Source organism: Curtobacterium sp. MCLR17_031 (assembly GCF_003234775.2).
Classification (GTDB): Bacteria; Actinomycetota; Actinomycetes; order Actinomycetales; family Microbacteriaceae; genus Curtobacterium; species Curtobacterium flaccumfaciens.
Window position 1 is genome coordinate 3,466,715 of the sequence record NZ_CP126270.1, and the last position, 14,193, is coordinate 3,480,907.

The window sequence follows — 14,193 nt, forward strand, 5'->3', positions numbered from 1 at the left end:
GATCGTGCCACCCGAACGAGGGGCGCGCCGAACGGCCGGGCGTGTCAGACGCCCGTCTGTCGGGTCGTCAGGCGTTCATGAACTCGCTCGGCTGCAGCGCCCGGCCGACGATGCGCACGTCGCCGATCGACCCGACGAACACGTTGTCGAGCTTGTCGCCGTAGCGGTACCCGCCGAGCAGCCACGGCTTGCCGATCGTGCTGAGACCGCGGTTCGGGGTGGACGGGTTCCGCACGACCGGGCACCCGTCGACGTACAGCACGGTGTGCGTCCCGTCGTTCACCACGGCCACGTGCCACCAGGCGCCGAGCGGCAACTCGTGCCCCCAGTTCGTCAGCGATCCGTCCTGGCTCGTCGGGTACACGCACCACTGCAGTTCGCGGTCCCCCGACAGGCTCAGCGTCACCGCGGGCTCGTCCGGGTCGCCGTCGGCTCCGGTCGCCTTCCCCACCTGGCCGGCGCTCGAGTACTGCGACAGCAGGGCGCTGAACCCGTTCGTGCTCGGGTCGAACGTGGTCGGCAGCGCGAAGAACGCCTCGACCGTGTAGCCGCGGGGGAAGTGGGTCCGGTTGAGCGGTGCCGTGTCGACGGTCTGCAGGTGGTCGCCGCCGGTCTTGCCGCCCTGCAGCGCGAGGCTGCCGGCGCCCGGCTGGTCGGGGTGGTGCGCCGCCGTCCAGCGCAGCGCCCCTGCGACGGCGCCGGTCCGGCGGGCGACCACCAGGTCGTTGCCCTTGCCGCTCTGGTCGCGCACCCGCGTCGTCGGCGCGAGCGCCGCCCCGTCCGGGTTGCCGTCGAACCGCCAGTACGCGAGCGTCCCCGGCACCAGCATGCGTGCCGCCGGCCGGGAGGCCCGTGGTGCGACCGGCGCGAAGCCCGCGAAACGCGCGTCGAAGTCCACGGCCATGGTGAAGCGGTCGACGTCGCCGCTGAGGGTGACCTCCTGGGCTGCGAGTTCGTTCGCGTCGCCGAGACCGCCGGCGAGCAGGAACGGCGACAGCGTCTCGACGTCGATGACGTTCCGCTCGAGGTCGACGTGGTACAGCCGGATCATGGCCGCCCCGCCGTAGTAGCGGTTCTGGTAGTTGGTCAGGTGCAGGGCGACGTCGTGCCCCACGGCGTTCTTCACCGTCGTGCGGCCCGGACCCCAGTAGTGCCCGTTGAGCGTCAGGAAGACCTGGTCGTGCTTCGTGATGAAGGAGTCCCAGAGCTGCTGCCCGTAGGGGTCGAACGCCGCCCCACCGCTGGCGTCCGAGTCGACGAGGGCGTGCGTCGTGAGGATGACCGGAGCGTGCGGCCGGGCGGCGAGCACGGAGCTGGCCCAGGCGAGCCCGCTCGCGCTCGTCCGCCAGTCGAGCGCCAGGACGACCCACTCGCGGCCGGCCGCGGTGAACCGGTGGGCGGTGTTGTAGCCGTCGGGGCTCGAACCGATCCAGCCAGGGGCCTTCCGGAACCGCTGCGGACCGAACACGTCGAGGTACGGGGTGCGGCCGCGCTGGTCGTCGGTCGAGGAGTCGACGTCGTGGTTGCCGGCGAGCACGCTGTAAGGCGCCCCGGCTCGGTCGAGCACGTCGAAGACCGCACCGGACGCGCGCATCTCGGACGCCGCACCGTTCTGGGTCAGGTCGCCGAGGTGCACGAGGAACACCGTGTTGTGCCGGGCCTGCTCGCGGACGACGTACTCGAGCGAGGCGCGCATCGGTGCCTGGTCGACCGCGGCGCCGTCGAACATGTACTGCGTGTCCGGCATCACCGCGACCGTGAAGCGCGGCGAGGTCGTGTCCGGGTGCCACCGTCCGGTGTGTCCGCGCGCCACCGCTGCCTGCGCGGCCGCGGCCGATCCGCCGAGCACTGCCGGGGCCACCGCGGGTGCCGCGTTCAGCGCATCGGCGACGGCCGGGACGCTCCCGAAGCCGTTCGACGCCACGAGTCCGGCGGCACCGGCGAGCCCGGATCCGACCAGGAAGCCCCGGCGGGAGACCGGGATGCGCTTGCTGCGGTCTCCGGCGTGGTCGTGGGCGTCGTCGCGGTCGTCAGGGCTGTTCTGCACAGCACCGCACCGTACGGATCGCGGGGGAACGCCCCGGGTCCGTTCCGTGAACTCCAGACCGGCTGCGGCTGCCGGTTCGGTGTGGACCGGTGAGGGCTCCTACAGCTTCTCGATCGGGGCGATCTTGATGAGGAGCTTCTTGCGGCCCGCGGAGTCGAACGCGATCTCGGCGATGCGCTTGGCACCCTGCCCCGTCACCGCGGACACCGTGCCCTCGCCGAAGTCGACGTGCTTGATGCGGTCGCCGGCGACGAGTTCCATGTCGCCGTTGTCGCGCACCTGCCCGGACACCCGGTTCGCCCACTCGGTCTTCGGGCGGGTCTTCGAGGCCGCCGCTGCGCGGTCGTACGAGCCGCCGCCCCAGCCGCCACCACCGCGGTAGCCGCCGCCACCGCCGCCGCCACCGCCGAAGCCGCCGTCGCGCTTGGCGTTCAGGGCGCGGGGCTGCGTGCCACCACGGCTGTTCGCCATGCCCGGGGACTGCTTCCACTCGATGAGCCCCTCGGGGATCTCCTGCAGGAAGCGCGAGGGCATCGCCACGTTCACGTCGCCGAACTGGGCACGGGTCATCGCGAGGGACAGGAACAGGACCTTCTTGGCACGGGTGATGCCCACGTAGAACAGCCGGCGCTCTTCGGACGGGCCGCCGGGTTCGTTGGCGGACATCCGGTGCGGGAGCAGGTCTTCCTCGACACCGGTCAGGAACACCGCGTCGTACTCCAGGCCCTTCGCGGTGTGCAGGGTCATCAGCGAGACCGTGCCCGAGGAGTCGTCGAGCTCGTCCGCCGCGGCGACCAGCGAGACCTCGGTCAGGAAGTCCGACAGCGTGCCCTCGGGGTTGTTCTTCTGGAACTCACGCGTGACGGCCACGAGCTCGTCGATGTTGTCGGCGCGGGCGGCGTCCTGCGCGTCGGGCGACTTCCGCAGGTTGTCGAGCAGCCCGGAGCCGTCGAGCAGCTGCGTCAGGGTGTCGACCACCGGCTGCGTCGGGGCCTTCTCGGACACGGCGTCGAGCAGCGCCGCGAACTCGGTGATGGCGTTGCGCACCTTCGGCCCGAACCCGAGCTCACCCGCGTGCCGCAGGGCGTCGCGCATGGTGGTCTCGTGCTCGTCGGCGTAGCGCTGCAGCGTGGTCTCGGTGACCGAGCCGATGCCGCGCTTGGGCACGTTGAGGATGCGGCGCAGCGCCATCGGGTCGGCCGGGTTGGCGACCGTGATCAGGTACGCCATGGCGTCCTTGATCTCGGCACGCTCGTAGAACTTGGTGCCACCGAGCACCCGGTACGGGATCGCCGCACGGATGAAGATCTCCTCCAGCGCACGGGTCTGCGAGTTGGTCCGGTAGAACACCGCCATGTCGCGGTAGTCCATGCCGTCTTCACGCAGGCGCTGGATCTCGTCGGCGACGAACTGCGCCTCGTCGTGACCGGTGTACCCGGTGAAGCCGACGATCTTCTCGCCGGCGCCGACGTCGGTGAACAGGCTCTTCGCCTGGCGGTCGAAGTTGTTCGCGATGACGGCGTTCGCCGCGTCGAGGATGTTCTGCGTCGAGCGGTAGTTCTGCTCGAGCAGGATCGTCTTGGAGTTCGGGAAGTCCCGCTCGAACTCGACGATGTTGCGGATGTCCGCCCCGCGGAAGGCGTAGATGGACTGGTCGGAGTCGCCGACCACCGTCAGGGACGCGGGGGCGATCGAGCCGTCGGTCTCGCGCATCCGGGCGACGTGCTGGCCGGAGTCCTCGAGCTTGTCGACCTGTTCGACCGGCACCGGGCGGGTGAGCTCGCGGATCAGGGCGTACTGGGCGTGGTTCGTGTCCTGGTACTCGTCGACCAGGATGTACCGGAAGCGGCGCTGGTACAGGGCGGCGACGTCCGGGAATGCCCGGAACAGGAACACCGTCTGGCCGATGAGGTCGTCGAAGTCGAACGCGTTCGCCCGGCGGAGTTCGTTCGTGTAGCGCCGGAACACCTCGGTGAACATGACCTCTTGCGGGTCGTTCACGTTGATGTTGCGCGCGTAGGTGTCGATGTCCTGCAGCTCGTTCTTGAGCTTCGAGATCTTCGACGCCGCGGCGCCGACGGTCAGCCCGAGGGAGTCGGCCTCGAGTTCCTTGATGATCCGCTTCAGCAGCGCCTTGGAGTCGGCGGAGTCGTAGATCGTGAACGACTGCGGGAACCCGAACCGCTCGGCTTCGCGTCGCAGGATGCGCACGCACGCCGAGTGGAACGTGGAGATCCACATCCCCTCGGCCTCGCCACCGACCAGGGCCCGGACGCGCTCGCGCATCTCGGCGGCGGCCTTGTTCGTGAACGTGATCGCCAGGATCTGCGACGGCCAGGCTTCGCGGTTGGCGAGCAGCAGCGCGATGCGGCGGGTGAGCACGCTCGTCTTGCCGGAACCGGCGCCGGCAACGATCAGCAGGGACTCGCCGCGGTACTCGACGGCTTCCTTCTGCTGGGGGTTCAGACCCGCGGTGAACGGGTCTTCGTACGCGCGGGCACCGGCGCCCGGCTCGGGCGTCGATTCGAAGGGGTCGAGCACGATCGTCATGTTCGGGACATTCTAGGCGAGACCCCCGACAGCGACCTCGTGCGGCAGGATGGCGCCGTGGCGATCACACCGGACCGACCTGACGTCTTCGTGCTCCCTGCGATGTCGGCCGCGATCCCCACCACCCAGGACGTCCTCTGCATCCTGCCTCCGGACGGGCGCGACGCCCCCGCCGCGATCATCGAGAGCCACCGTCGGGCCCGTGCTCAGCGGTCTCGGCAGGACACGGCGGGGTGCCTGGTCCCGCTGTCGGTCGGTCTGGTCGCCGCAGGGCTGTGCCTGGCCGCACTCGGGGCTCTCGCTGCGTCGACGTTCCCGAGGAGTGCCCGGCTCCTCGTCGCCGTCGTGGTGTTCCTCGTCGTCTCGTCCGCCGTCGCGGTCCTCGTCGATCGGCGGCGACGGCGACGGCCACCGGTGCAGCCCCTCCCGGTGACACCGATCGACCCTCGGGTCGCCCGTCTCGCGCCCGGGGACCTGCCCGCGGCCGAGGTCATCCGCGCCTCGGCAGTCCTGCAGTCGCTCGACCGTGCTCGTGCCGACCTCCGGAAGGGCGAACACGACGCCGACCTGACGGACGCGCAGCGGACCGTCCAACCCGGCGACCGGAGCGCGTGGTTCTTCCGGCCCGAGGACCTGGCCGGGCTCCGCACCGCTGCCGCGTCCGCACGCGAGGAGGCCACCGAGGTCCTCCGGTCAGCCGGCATCCCGCTCGAGGCACTCGAGGACTGACCGGGCACGCACCGCGAGGTCGGGGTGGTCGGCGAACACCCCGTCGAGTCCGGTGCGGATCACGGACGTGAACCACCGCTCCCAGTCGCCGAACGCCGCGACGTCCCCACCACGACGCAGCGGCGACGGCAGGAACCGGTTCTCCGGCCGGAGGGTCCACGTGTACACCGCGAGCCCCACGGCGTGGGCGCGGTCGACGATTGCGCTGCGCACCGGCGTCGGGTCGTCGAGTGCGACGCTGTCGACGCCGGCCATCAGGGTGCCGAGGTCGACGCTGATGCCGTGGAACTCGGTCGCGAACGACGCCAGCGCGTCCTCGGAGCGCTCGGCGGCGTAGGTGGGGGCGAGCGACCCGTGGGACGCGACCTCGTCCGCGGCGCTGCCACGGGCCTCCTGGAGGTACACGAGCCGACCACCGGTCCCCCGCTCGCGCAGGTCCCGCAGCACGCCCTTCTCGAAGCTCTCCACCGTGAGCCGCTCATCCTGCCGCCACCCGGCCTCGCCGAGCGCGGCGTCGACGAGTGCACCCATCGGGAACCCGGCGCGGTCGAAGGACGCGGCGTGCTTGACCTCGGCGACGAGCCCGACCGGGCGGGGCGCCGCGTCGAGGATCGCGAGCAGGTCGACGAGCCGCAGGATCGGCTGCGCACCGTCGTGCTCGGCGGATCCCGGACGCAGCACCGGCAGGCGCTCGCGGGTGCGGAGCGTCTGCAGCTCGGCCCACGTGAAGTCCTCGGTGAACCAGCCGGTCAGGGTCTGGCCGTCGACGGTCTTCGTCGTGCGCATGTGCCGGAACTCGGGGTGGTCGGCGACGTCCGTGGTGCCCGAGACCTCGTTCTCGTGCCGGAGCACGAGCACGCCGTCCTTCGTGGGCACCAGGTCCGGTTCGATCGCGTCGGCGCCGAGTTCGATGGCGAGCTCGTACGCGCTCCGCGAGTGCTCGGGGCGGTAGCCGGACGCACCGCGGTGGGCGATCACGAGGGTCATGGCGCGACCCTACTGGCCGCGGGTGAGCAGCGGGGCGCCTGTGTCGCGGGACACACCCGGCGCTCCGAGGCCCGTCGTTCCCAGCGACGACGCCGAGCATCACCGCATGACCGTCCGTTCGCTCTCCACCGCCGTCGAGGCCCGGATCGACCGGGCCGCACGCCGCGTGCTCGACGCCGGGCACCAGCCGCACCGGCCCGTCCGGGTGTTCGTCACCGAGTTCCTGGTGTTCGGCGCGAAGCAGGCCTGGGCGTGCGCGTTCGGGGCGCTGCTGCTCGCGACCATGGCCGTGGTGCACCTCACCGTGCCGGCGGCGATGCGGAACGACGTCCTGACGATCGCGGCCGTGCTGCTGCAGGTCGGCATGCTCGTGTTCGGGCTCGAGACCGTGCGGGAACTCCGGGTCGTCCTGCTGTTCCACGTCGTCGGCACCGCGATGGAGGTGTTCAAGACCCACATGGGCTCGTGGACCTACGAGCCCGGAGGGCTGTTCGTCGTCGCCGGGGTGCCGCTGTTCTCGGGGTTCATGTACGGCGCCGTCGGGTCGTACATGGTGCGGGTCTACCGGCTGTTCGACCTGCGGTTCGACCGGTACCCGCGGCAGTGGCTGCTGGCGGTCGCGGCGGGCGGGATCTACCTGAACTTCTTCGGCCACCACTTCGTCGCCGACGCCCGGTACGTGCTGCTCGCGCTCGTGCTGCTGCTCTTCGCCCGCACGACCATGCACGTTCGGATCCACCGGGCGACGCTGCGGATGCCCGTCCTCGTGGCGATGGCCCTCGTCGCGGTGTTCATCTGGGCGGCGGAGAACGTCGCGACCTGGGCCGGGGCGTGGAGCTACCCGGCGCAGCTCGCGGTGTGGCAGCCGGTGGCGCCGACGAAGATCGTGGCGTGGTTCCTGCTCATGACGATCTCGGTCGCGCTCGTCACCTGGCTCTACCCGGCGCTGCCGTCGGAACCGGCGCGCTCGACGGGCTCGACGGGCTCGACGGCAGACTCTCGACGTCCTCGGGGCGCGCGTGCAGCGGGCGACCCTAGGCTTCCCTCGACGGAGCCCGCTGGGCCGCGTCCGCTCGCCGCGAATCCTCAGCCTTCCGCGACCGAGCGCCCCTAGGCTGAGAGGACTCGAATCTCCTAGGAAGAGGACACCATGGCCTTCAAGCCCGGTTTCGACCAGTCCCCCGCCTTCAACGCACAGGGGGCAAACACCTGGGGCGGGCGCGGCGCTGGTCAGCAGCAGGCCGGCTGGGGACAGACCCCGCAGCAGGCCCAGGGCGGCATGACCCCCGAGCAGCTGCAGTACATGTACGACCGTCCGACTGCGTCCCCGGTGGACACCGACCGCATGTCGTACGAAGACACCATCGTCAAGACGCTGCTCGCGTTCGGCGTGCTCGTCGTCGGCGCGGTGGCCGGTTGGAACCTGCCGCCGGCCGTCTGGGTCGTCGGCGCGCTCGTCGGGTTCGTCCTGGCGCTCGTCAACACCTTCAAGAAGAAGCCTTCGCCGGGTCTGATCCTGACGTACGCGTTCTTCGAGGGGCTGTTCGTCGGCGGTATCTCGAACTACTTCCAGACCGCGTTCCCCCAGGCCGACGGCATCGTCGCGCAGGCGGTGTTCGGCACGCTCGGTGTGTTCTTCGTCACCCTGCTCCTGTTCCGCTCGGGCAAGGTCCGCGCGACCCCGAAGGCCACGCGCTTCTTCCTGATCGCGATGGTCGGGTACATGGCGTTCTCCCTGGTGAACCTGGTCCTGATGTGGACCGGCGTGACGCAGAGCGCGTTCGGCCTGATGGGCGTGACGCTCTTCGGCATCCCGCTCGGTGTGCTGATCGGCATCTTCGTGGTCGTCATGGCGGCGTACTCGCTGATCCTCGACTTCGACCAGATCAAGACCGGTGTGGAGCGCGGGGCACCCCGCATCTACGCCTGGACCGCGGCGTTCGGTCTGATCGTGACGCTCGTCTGGCTGTACCTCGAGATCCTGCGCATCCTCGCCATCATCGCGAGCAGCTCGCGCAACTAGTACCACCGCACACGCGAAGGGCCCCGGCGCTGCCGGGGCCCTTCGTCGTTGCCGGGCCGGTGGGCGCGAGAGCGGCAGCGGGACGGCGGTCCCGGGGGCGGTCCCAGTGGTCACGACCCCCCGCCGGTCGCCCGCCGAGTGGTCACGAAGTGTCGCCCGGGCCGGGGCCAGCCGACAGTTCGTGACCCCTCGGCACCGGGCCCGCGGGGTGTCGTGACCACTCGACGGCCCCGGCAGCACCCACGCCCCCGGCTCCAGCCGCCCGAGGTCGCACAACACGCCGCACGCCTAGCGCCTGGGTCCCACGAACTGCCGTCCGACCTCCCGGCAGACGGCAGTTCGTGCGACCCCGCCACCGCCACCGCCCCCCGGACGCACGAAGGCCCGGCACGCGTGACGCGTACCGGGCCTTCGTCGCTCAGGGGAGCCTTACTCCCACTCGATCGTCCCCGGCGGCTTCGACGTGACGTCGAGCACGACCCGGTTGACGTCGGGCACCTCGTTCGTGATGCGGTTCGAGATCTTCGCGAGGGTGTCGTACGGCAGACGCGTCCAGTCGGCGGTCATGGCGTCCTCGGACGAGACCGGACGGAGCACGATCGGGTGTCCGTAGGTCCGGCCGTCGCCCTGCACGCCCACGGAACGGACATCGGCGAGCAGCACGACCGGGCACTGCCAGATCTCCTGGTCGAGGCCGGCCGCGGTGAGCTCTTCGCGGGCGATCTTGTCGGCCGCGCGGAGCAGTTCGAGCCGCTCCTTCGTCACCTCGCCGACGATGCGGATGCCCAGGCCCGGGCCGGGGAACGGCTGGCGACCGACGATGACCTCGGGCAGCCCGAGCTCGCGGCCGACCGCGCGGACCTCGTCCTTGAACAGGGTGCGCAGCGGCTCGACGAGCTCGAACGTCATGTCCTCGGGCAGGCCGCCGACGTTGTGGTGCGACTTGATGTTCGCGGTACCCGCTCCGCCACCGGACTCGACGACGTCGGGGTAGAGCGTGCCCTGCACGAGGAACTTGACCTCGGCATCGGAGTCGGACGCCTTGGCCTCGAGCACGAGTGCCTCGGCCGCGCCCTCGAACGTGCGGATGAACTCGCGCCCGATGATCTTGCGCTTCTGCTCGGGGTCACTCACGCCGGCGAGGGCGTCGAGGAACTGCTGCTCGGCGTCGATCGTGATGAGCCGGACGCCGGTGGAGGCGACGTAGTCCTCTTCCACCTGCTTGCGCTCGTCGGCACGCAGGAGCCCGTGGTCGACGAAGACGCAGGTGAGCTGGTCGCCGACGGCCTTGTGCACCAGGGCTGCGGCGACGGCGGAGTCGACACCACCGGAGAGCCCGGCGATGACCCGCGCGGAGCCGACCTGCTCGCGGATGCGGGCGACCTGCTCCTCGATGACGTTGCTGGAGTTCCAGTCGCCGGGCAGGCCCGCGGCACGGTGCAGGAAGTTCTCGAGCACGGCCTGGCCGTACACGGAGTGCTTGACCTCGGGGTGCCACTGCACGCCGTAGAGCTTGCGCTCGTCGGACGCGAACGCCGCGACGGGCGTCGACGCGCTCGAGGCGAGCACCTCGAAGCCGGCCGGTGCCTTGGCCACGGAGTCGCCGTGCGACATCCAGGTCACCTGGTCCGCCGGCTGGTCGCCGAGCAGCGTGCTGGTGCCGGGGGCGAGCGTCACGTCGGTGGCGCCGTACTCGCGCAGACCGGTGTTCGCGACCTCGCCACCGAGGGCGGTCGCCATGGCCTGGAAGCCGTAGCAGATGCCGAGCACGGGGACACCGAGGTCGAGGATGTCACCGTCGAGGGACGGCGCGCCTTCTTCGTACACGGACGACGGACCACCGGAAAGCACGATGGCCGCCGGGTCCTTGGCGCGGATCTCGTCCGCGGTGATGGAGTGCGGCACGATCTCGCTGTAGACGTTCGCTTCACGGACCCGACGCGCGATGAGCTGCGCGTACTGGGCCCCGAAGTCGACGACGAGGACGGGACGCTGTTCGGTCTCGCTCACCGAGCGGCCTCCTTCTCACGCTGCTGGGCAGCGATCAGCTCGTGGTAGGTGTCCATGGCCCGCTGCTGCATGCGGTGTTCGACCACGAAGGACATGAACGGGATGATGCCCCCGAGGGCGATGAGCAGGAAGCGCGACGGCCTCCAGCGCATGATGCTCCACAGACGGAAGTCCGTGAAGAGGTAGAGCACGTACAGCCAGCCGTGAGCGATGAGGATCGCGATCGACAGGTTGAACGTGCCCGGGGTCTCGCCCGCCGTGCCGTTGGGCACGAAGAACGGACCGTTGCCGAGCTGCATCTCGAGCTGCAGCGGCGTGTACTTGATGATGACCTCGACCACCAGGGCGAGCAGCAGCACACCGGTGATGTACGCCGAGACGCGGTACCACTTCACCGCCCCCGGGATCTTGGGGATGTCACGGGTTCGGACGGTCAGGGCCATGCCGGCAATCCTACCGTCGGAGCGCGTCGGCTTCGGTGGCGAGCGCTGCCTCGCGCTCCTCTTCCTGCTCGCGCTCCCAGGCGTCCTTCACGAACCGGTACCAGAGGAACACGGCGAAGCCGGCGAAGACGACCCACTCGATCGCGTAGAACAGGTTGAGCCAGTCGAACTGGACCTCGCGCGACGGTGCACGGTCGGCGATGGTGCCGAGGTCGGCGGCCTTCGCGGTGGTGCCGTCGGCGACGACGTACCCGAGGTACATGCGGTCGTCGAAGGCCTGCCAGGTGTTCACGAACCGGGCGGGGGCGACTGCGGAGTACTCGCCCTTCTTGTAGGCGTCCTGGTCGGGCGACTCCGCCGGGTAGTAGCGGCCCTGGATCGTGAGCGTCTGGCCGTCCGCCAGGCGCTCGCCCCCGGCGACGGCGGCCGACCGCTGGTCGGACCACCCGATGACGACCGGGAGGCTCGCCCCACCGTCCGAGTCCACCAGGTGTCCGACGGTCTGGTACTTCCCACCCCCGGTGCGGCCGGTCAGGACGGTGGTGTCGTCGGCGACGAAGGTCCCGGTGACGGTGACCTTCTGCCCGGCGAGACTCTCGCTGACGGGGCGCTCGGGGGTGGTGACCGCCTCGAGCGTGCGGCGGGTCTCGGTGGTCGCCGGCAGGGGCTTGCCGTTGGCGATCGACCGCTCCAGCTGCCACTTGCCCAGCCCGGCGAACACCGCCGCCAGCACGAGCGCCAGCAGCAGCAGCGCGATCCACCTCGGTCGTCGGGCAACGGCCCACATCTGTATCAGTACTCCGGATCGCGCTGTCGGACCGGGCGCTCGGGGCGCTCGGCGGGGATCTCGACCGGCGACGTCACGGGTGCGGACGTCGGCTCGGACCCCTCATTGTCTCGCTCGTCCCTGCCAGCCGCCTCGACGAGCGCGAACTCCTCGGCGAACTGGCGGTCCCGCTCGGCCTTCCGCGCCGCGGCGGTGGCGTCCGCCTCGGCCTCGGCCGCTTCGGCGCTCTCGGCGGCGGCTGCGGCGGCGACGGCACGTCGGCCGCCCAGGCGTCCGCGCAGGCGGATGAGCCGACCCGGGCGCACCACGAGGCGGCCGATCCGGTCCGAGTTCACCGCGAGCAGCGGCCCGAGGACGGCCATGCAGAGGACGTAGAGGCCCGCGAAGGCGGTGATCCGCGCCTCCAGCCCGGCGGCAGCCGACAGCGTCGCGAGGATCAGCGCGAACTCGCCACGGTTCACCAGGATGACGGCGGTGTTGATGCCCTGCTGGACGTTGAAGCCGTTCATCCGCGCGACGATCTGGCCGGCGACCGCGTTGAGCACGACCGTCATGCCGATCGCGCCGAGGACGGGCCAGAGCACCTCACCGAAGGTCGACAGGTCGAGGCCGAGCCCGAAGTTCACGAAGAAGAACGCGGCGAAGACGTCGCGCATCGGCAGGGCGAGCTGTTCGATGCGATCGCGGTACCGGGTCGCTCCGCAGAGCAGGCCGATGACGAAGGCACCGATGGCGTCGGTCACGCCGAGCAGATCGCCGATGCCACCGAACATGACCGCGAGTCCGAAGAACAGCACCGTGAACAGCTCGTCGTCACGGGTGGCGAAGATCTTCGAGACCCACTTGCCCGCGAAGCGCGCGAGCGTGAACATCACGATGAGGAACCCGAACGCGAGTGCCAGCTTGCCGACGACGGCCCAGACGTTGGTGTCGCCGGACAGCACGACCGAGACGATCGCCAGGTAGACGGCGATGAAGACGTCCTCGATCACGGTGACGCCGAGGATCATCGGGGTCTCGTCGTTCGCCAGGCGCCGGAGCTCGATGAGGAGCTTCGTCACGATGGCGCTCGAGGACGTCGCCGTCATGCCCGCGATGATCAGGGCTTCTCGGGTGCCCCAGCCGAGCGAGAACCCGAAGGCGAACCCCACGCCCATGTTGATGACGACGTAGGTGCCGCCGGACACCAGGAGCTTGCCGGCGTTGCCGTAGAACTCCTCTTGGTCGAACTCGAGCCCGAGGTTGAACAGCAGCAGGATGAGCCCGAACGTCGCGATGAGCTCGATCGTGTGGGACTCGACGCTCAGCCCGAACCACGGGGTGTTCGGACTCGCGACGAGTCCGACCACCATGTAGATCGGGATGGCCGGCAGACCGATGGTCTTGCCGAGCCGGCCCAGGACGTAGGCGATGACGAAGAGCACACCGATGGTGAGCAGCTCACCACCCAGGTGCATGCGCTAGCTCTTCCGCGGGGCCTCGGCCGAGGCGGCCGCAAGCTCTCCGCTGCGGTAGAAGGAGAACGCCTTGGCGACCTTCTCGGGGGATCCGGCGACGACGATGGTGTCTCCGGGGAAGACGACGAAGTCCGACGACGGCGCCGGGTTGGCGCTGTCGCCACGGACCACGGCGACGACGGTCAGGCCGATGAAGCCGGAGTCGTGCAGGTCGCCGAGGGGCTTGCCCGCGATGGCGTCGTCGTAGTCGACGGAGAACCAGTCGATGGACAGCCCGGGGATCTCGTCGAGCTTGTCGAGGCCCTCGGTGATCCGGGTGCCGCCGAGCAGTTCGGCGAGCGTGTGCGCTTCGTCTTCGCTGAGACGCAGCGAGACCTTCTCGGACTTGTCCGCGCCGTCGGAGACGTCGGCGAACGAGATGAGGTCGGAGTGCCCCGACCGGTGCGTGATGACACCGCACTTGCCACCGTCGTCGGTGTAGAAGCTGTGCAGCACGCCGACTCCGGGGAGTTTGACGCGATGGACGTCGACCATGATGGCTCCCTCTTCGAGTACCCCCATGCTAACCACCCGGTGACCCCGCGCATTCCTCCCGCTACTGTTCTGTGGATGGGGAGAACACGGATCGTCGTGGCCGTCGTCGGGGTGCTGGTCGTGACGCTGTACGCGGCCTTGCTCGCGGTGCAGCAACTCGTGCTGGATCCGCTCGCGGCGGTGCCGGGCACCTCGCTGGACGCGATCCACGCGCACCTCGAGGGGCAGGGGTTCGACGTCCGCGGTGACGTCGTCGCCATCCTCGTCACCGCGGCGATCGGTGTCGCGCTGGCGCTCGTGGCCGCGACGGTGACGCTCTGGCGGCGCGTGGAACCGCACTTCGTCGTCGCCTGGATGCTCGGGATCATCGCGGCGGGTGCGGTCCCGTTCTTCGTCACCGGCTTCCAGCTCGGCATGGACGTCGCCGACGGCTACGGGGTCAGCGGCCACGCCCACACCGCCTGGGCCGGTGTCCTGTACGTCACGAGCCTGGTCGCGTTGGTCGCGATCCCGGTGGTGATCGTGTTCGGCGAGCGGCGGCGCGCCCTCCGGGCCACGTCGGGACCGCGGGTCGCCTGACGGACGCACCACGGGCCTCCAGTCCGGTCTGCTGGCCTGGAGGCCCG

At 70.3% G+C, this 14,193-nt stretch carries 12 protein-coding genes; 4 read left to right on the forward strand and 8 right to left on the reverse strand.

From position 1 onward, the window contains the following. Positions 1-67: 67 nt before the first annotated feature. Positions 68-2,047 carry a LamG-like jellyroll fold domain-containing protein gene (locus DEI96_RS16370; protein WP_111023312.1) on the reverse strand — a complete coding sequence of 660 codons (1,980 nt, stop codon included), beginning with the start codon at positions 2,045-2,047 and terminating at the stop codon, positions 68-70. A 99-nt stretch (positions 2,048-2,146) separates the two neighbouring features. Continuing rightward, positions 2,147-4,597 (reverse strand): ATP-dependent helicase, encoded by a 2,451-nt coding sequence (locus DEI96_RS16375; protein ID WP_110863185.1) that lies wholly within the window; start codon positions 4,595-4,597, stop codon positions 2,147-2,149. Between the two features lie 57 nt (positions 4,598-4,654). Between DEI96_RS16375 and DEI96_RS16380 the strand changes: the two genes are divergently transcribed. After that, a complete protein-coding gene (locus tag DEI96_RS16380) occupies positions 4,655-5,326 on the forward strand; it encodes a hypothetical protein (protein ID WP_111023311.1) in 672 nt (223 codons plus the stop codon). Here the strand turns inward: DEI96_RS16380 and DEI96_RS16385 are convergent. Beyond that, complete coding sequence (locus DEI96_RS16385) at positions 5,291-6,313, reverse strand: glycerophosphodiester phosphodiesterase family protein (RefSeq protein ID WP_111023310.1); 1,023 nt, start codon at positions 6,311-6,313, stop codon at positions 5,291-5,293. The genes DEI96_RS16380 and DEI96_RS16385 overlap by 36 nt on opposite strands. Before the next feature lie 106 nt (positions 6,314-6,419). Here DEI96_RS16385 and DEI96_RS16390 point away from each other — a divergent pair, with 106 nt between their 5' ends. Further along, positions 6,420-7,427 (forward strand): DUF817 domain-containing protein, encoded by a 1,008-nt coding sequence (locus tag DEI96_RS16390; RefSeq protein ID WP_111023309.1) that lies wholly within the window; start codon positions 6,420-6,422, stop codon positions 7,425-7,427. A gap of 36 nt (positions 7,428-7,463) precedes the next feature. Continuing rightward, positions 7,464-8,336, forward strand: coding sequence for a Bax inhibitor-1/YccA family protein (locus DEI96_RS16395; protein WP_042539759.1), 873 nt, complete (start codon positions 7,464-7,466; stop codon positions 8,334-8,336). Positions 8,337-8,765: 429 nt separating this feature from the next. Here DEI96_RS16395 and guaA read toward each other — a convergent pair whose 3' ends face one another. Genes guaA through DEI96_RS16420 form a run of 5 tightly spaced genes read right to left on the reverse strand, consistent with a single transcriptional unit; the run spans position 8,766 to position 13,567 of the window. Next, complete coding sequence (gene guaA, locus DEI96_RS16400) at positions 8,766-10,346, reverse strand: glutamine-hydrolyzing GMP synthase (protein ID WP_111023308.1); 1,581 nt, start codon at positions 10,344-10,346, stop codon at positions 8,766-8,768. After that, positions 10,343-10,789, reverse strand: coding sequence for a DUF3817 domain-containing protein (locus tag DEI96_RS16405; protein ID WP_017885467.1), 447 nt, complete (start codon positions 10,787-10,789; stop codon positions 10,343-10,345). The genes guaA and DEI96_RS16405 overlap by 4 nt, the downstream gene beginning before the upstream one ends. 10 nt (positions 10,790-10,799) lie before the next feature. Continuing rightward, positions 10,800-11,576: an SURF1 family cytochrome oxidase biogenesis protein gene (locus DEI96_RS16410; RefSeq protein WP_017885468.1), complete on the reverse strand. Its 777-nt coding sequence runs from the start codon at positions 11,574-11,576 to the stop codon at positions 10,800-10,802. A 5-nt stretch (positions 11,577-11,581) separates the two neighbouring features. Continuing rightward, complete coding sequence (locus DEI96_RS16415; protein WP_027466692.1) at positions 11,582-13,033, reverse strand: cation:proton antiporter; 1,452 nt, start codon at positions 13,031-13,033, stop codon at positions 11,582-11,584. Positions 13,034-13,036: 3 nt separating this feature from the next. Next, positions 13,037-13,567 carry a cation:proton antiporter regulatory subunit gene (locus DEI96_RS16420; RefSeq protein WP_017885470.1) on the reverse strand — a complete coding sequence of 177 codons (531 nt, stop codon included), beginning with the start codon at positions 13,565-13,567 and terminating at the stop codon, positions 13,037-13,039. 75 nt (positions 13,568-13,642) lie between these two features. On the opposite strand from DEI96_RS16420, the gene DEI96_RS16425 reads away from it, so the two are divergent. Further along, positions 13,643-14,146 (forward strand): hypothetical protein, encoded by a 504-nt coding sequence (locus DEI96_RS16425; protein ID WP_146246908.1) that lies wholly within the window; start codon positions 13,643-13,645, stop codon positions 14,144-14,146. The last annotated feature ends 47 nt before the right edge of the window (positions 14,147-14,193 follow it).

What these genes read in the sequence shown, in the direction of transcription:
- DEI96_RS16375 (WP_110863185.1), bottom strand. Translation starts at nt 4,597, where the DNA reads ATGACGATCGTGCTCGACCCCTTCGAATCGACGCCCGAGCCGGGCGCC.
- DEI96_RS16385 (WP_111023310.1), bottom strand. Translation starts at nt 6,313, where the DNA reads ATGACCCTCGTGATCGCCCACCGCGGTGCGTCCGGCTACCGCCCCGAG.
- DEI96_RS16390 (WP_111023309.1), top strand. Translation starts at nt 6,420, where the DNA reads ATGACCGTCCGTTCGCTCTCCACCGCCGTCGAGGCCCGGATCGACCGG.
- DEI96_RS16395 (WP_042539759.1), top strand. Translation starts at nt 7,464, where the DNA reads ATGGCCTTCAAGCCCGGTTTCGACCAGTCCCCCGCCTTCAACGCACAG.
- DEI96_RS16405 (WP_017885467.1), bottom strand. Translation starts at nt 10,789, where the DNA reads ATGGCCCTGACCGTCCGAACCCGTGACATCCCCAAGATCCCGGGGGCG.
- DEI96_RS16410 (WP_017885468.1), bottom strand. Translation starts at nt 11,576, where the DNA reads ATGTGGGCCGTTGCCCGACGACCGAGGTGGATCGCGCTGCTGCTGCTG.
- DEI96_RS16415 (WP_027466692.1), bottom strand. Translation starts at nt 13,033, where the DNA reads ATGCACCTGGGTGGTGAGCTGCTCACCATCGGTGTGCTCTTCGTCATC.
- DEI96_RS16420 (WP_017885470.1), bottom strand. Translation starts at nt 13,567, where the DNA reads ATGGTCGACGTCCATCGCGTCAAACTCCCCGGAGTCGGCGTGCTGCAC.
- DEI96_RS16425 (WP_146246908.1), top strand. Translation starts at nt 13,643, where the DNA reads ATGGGGAGAACACGGATCGTCGTGGCCGTCGTCGGGGTGCTGGTCGTG.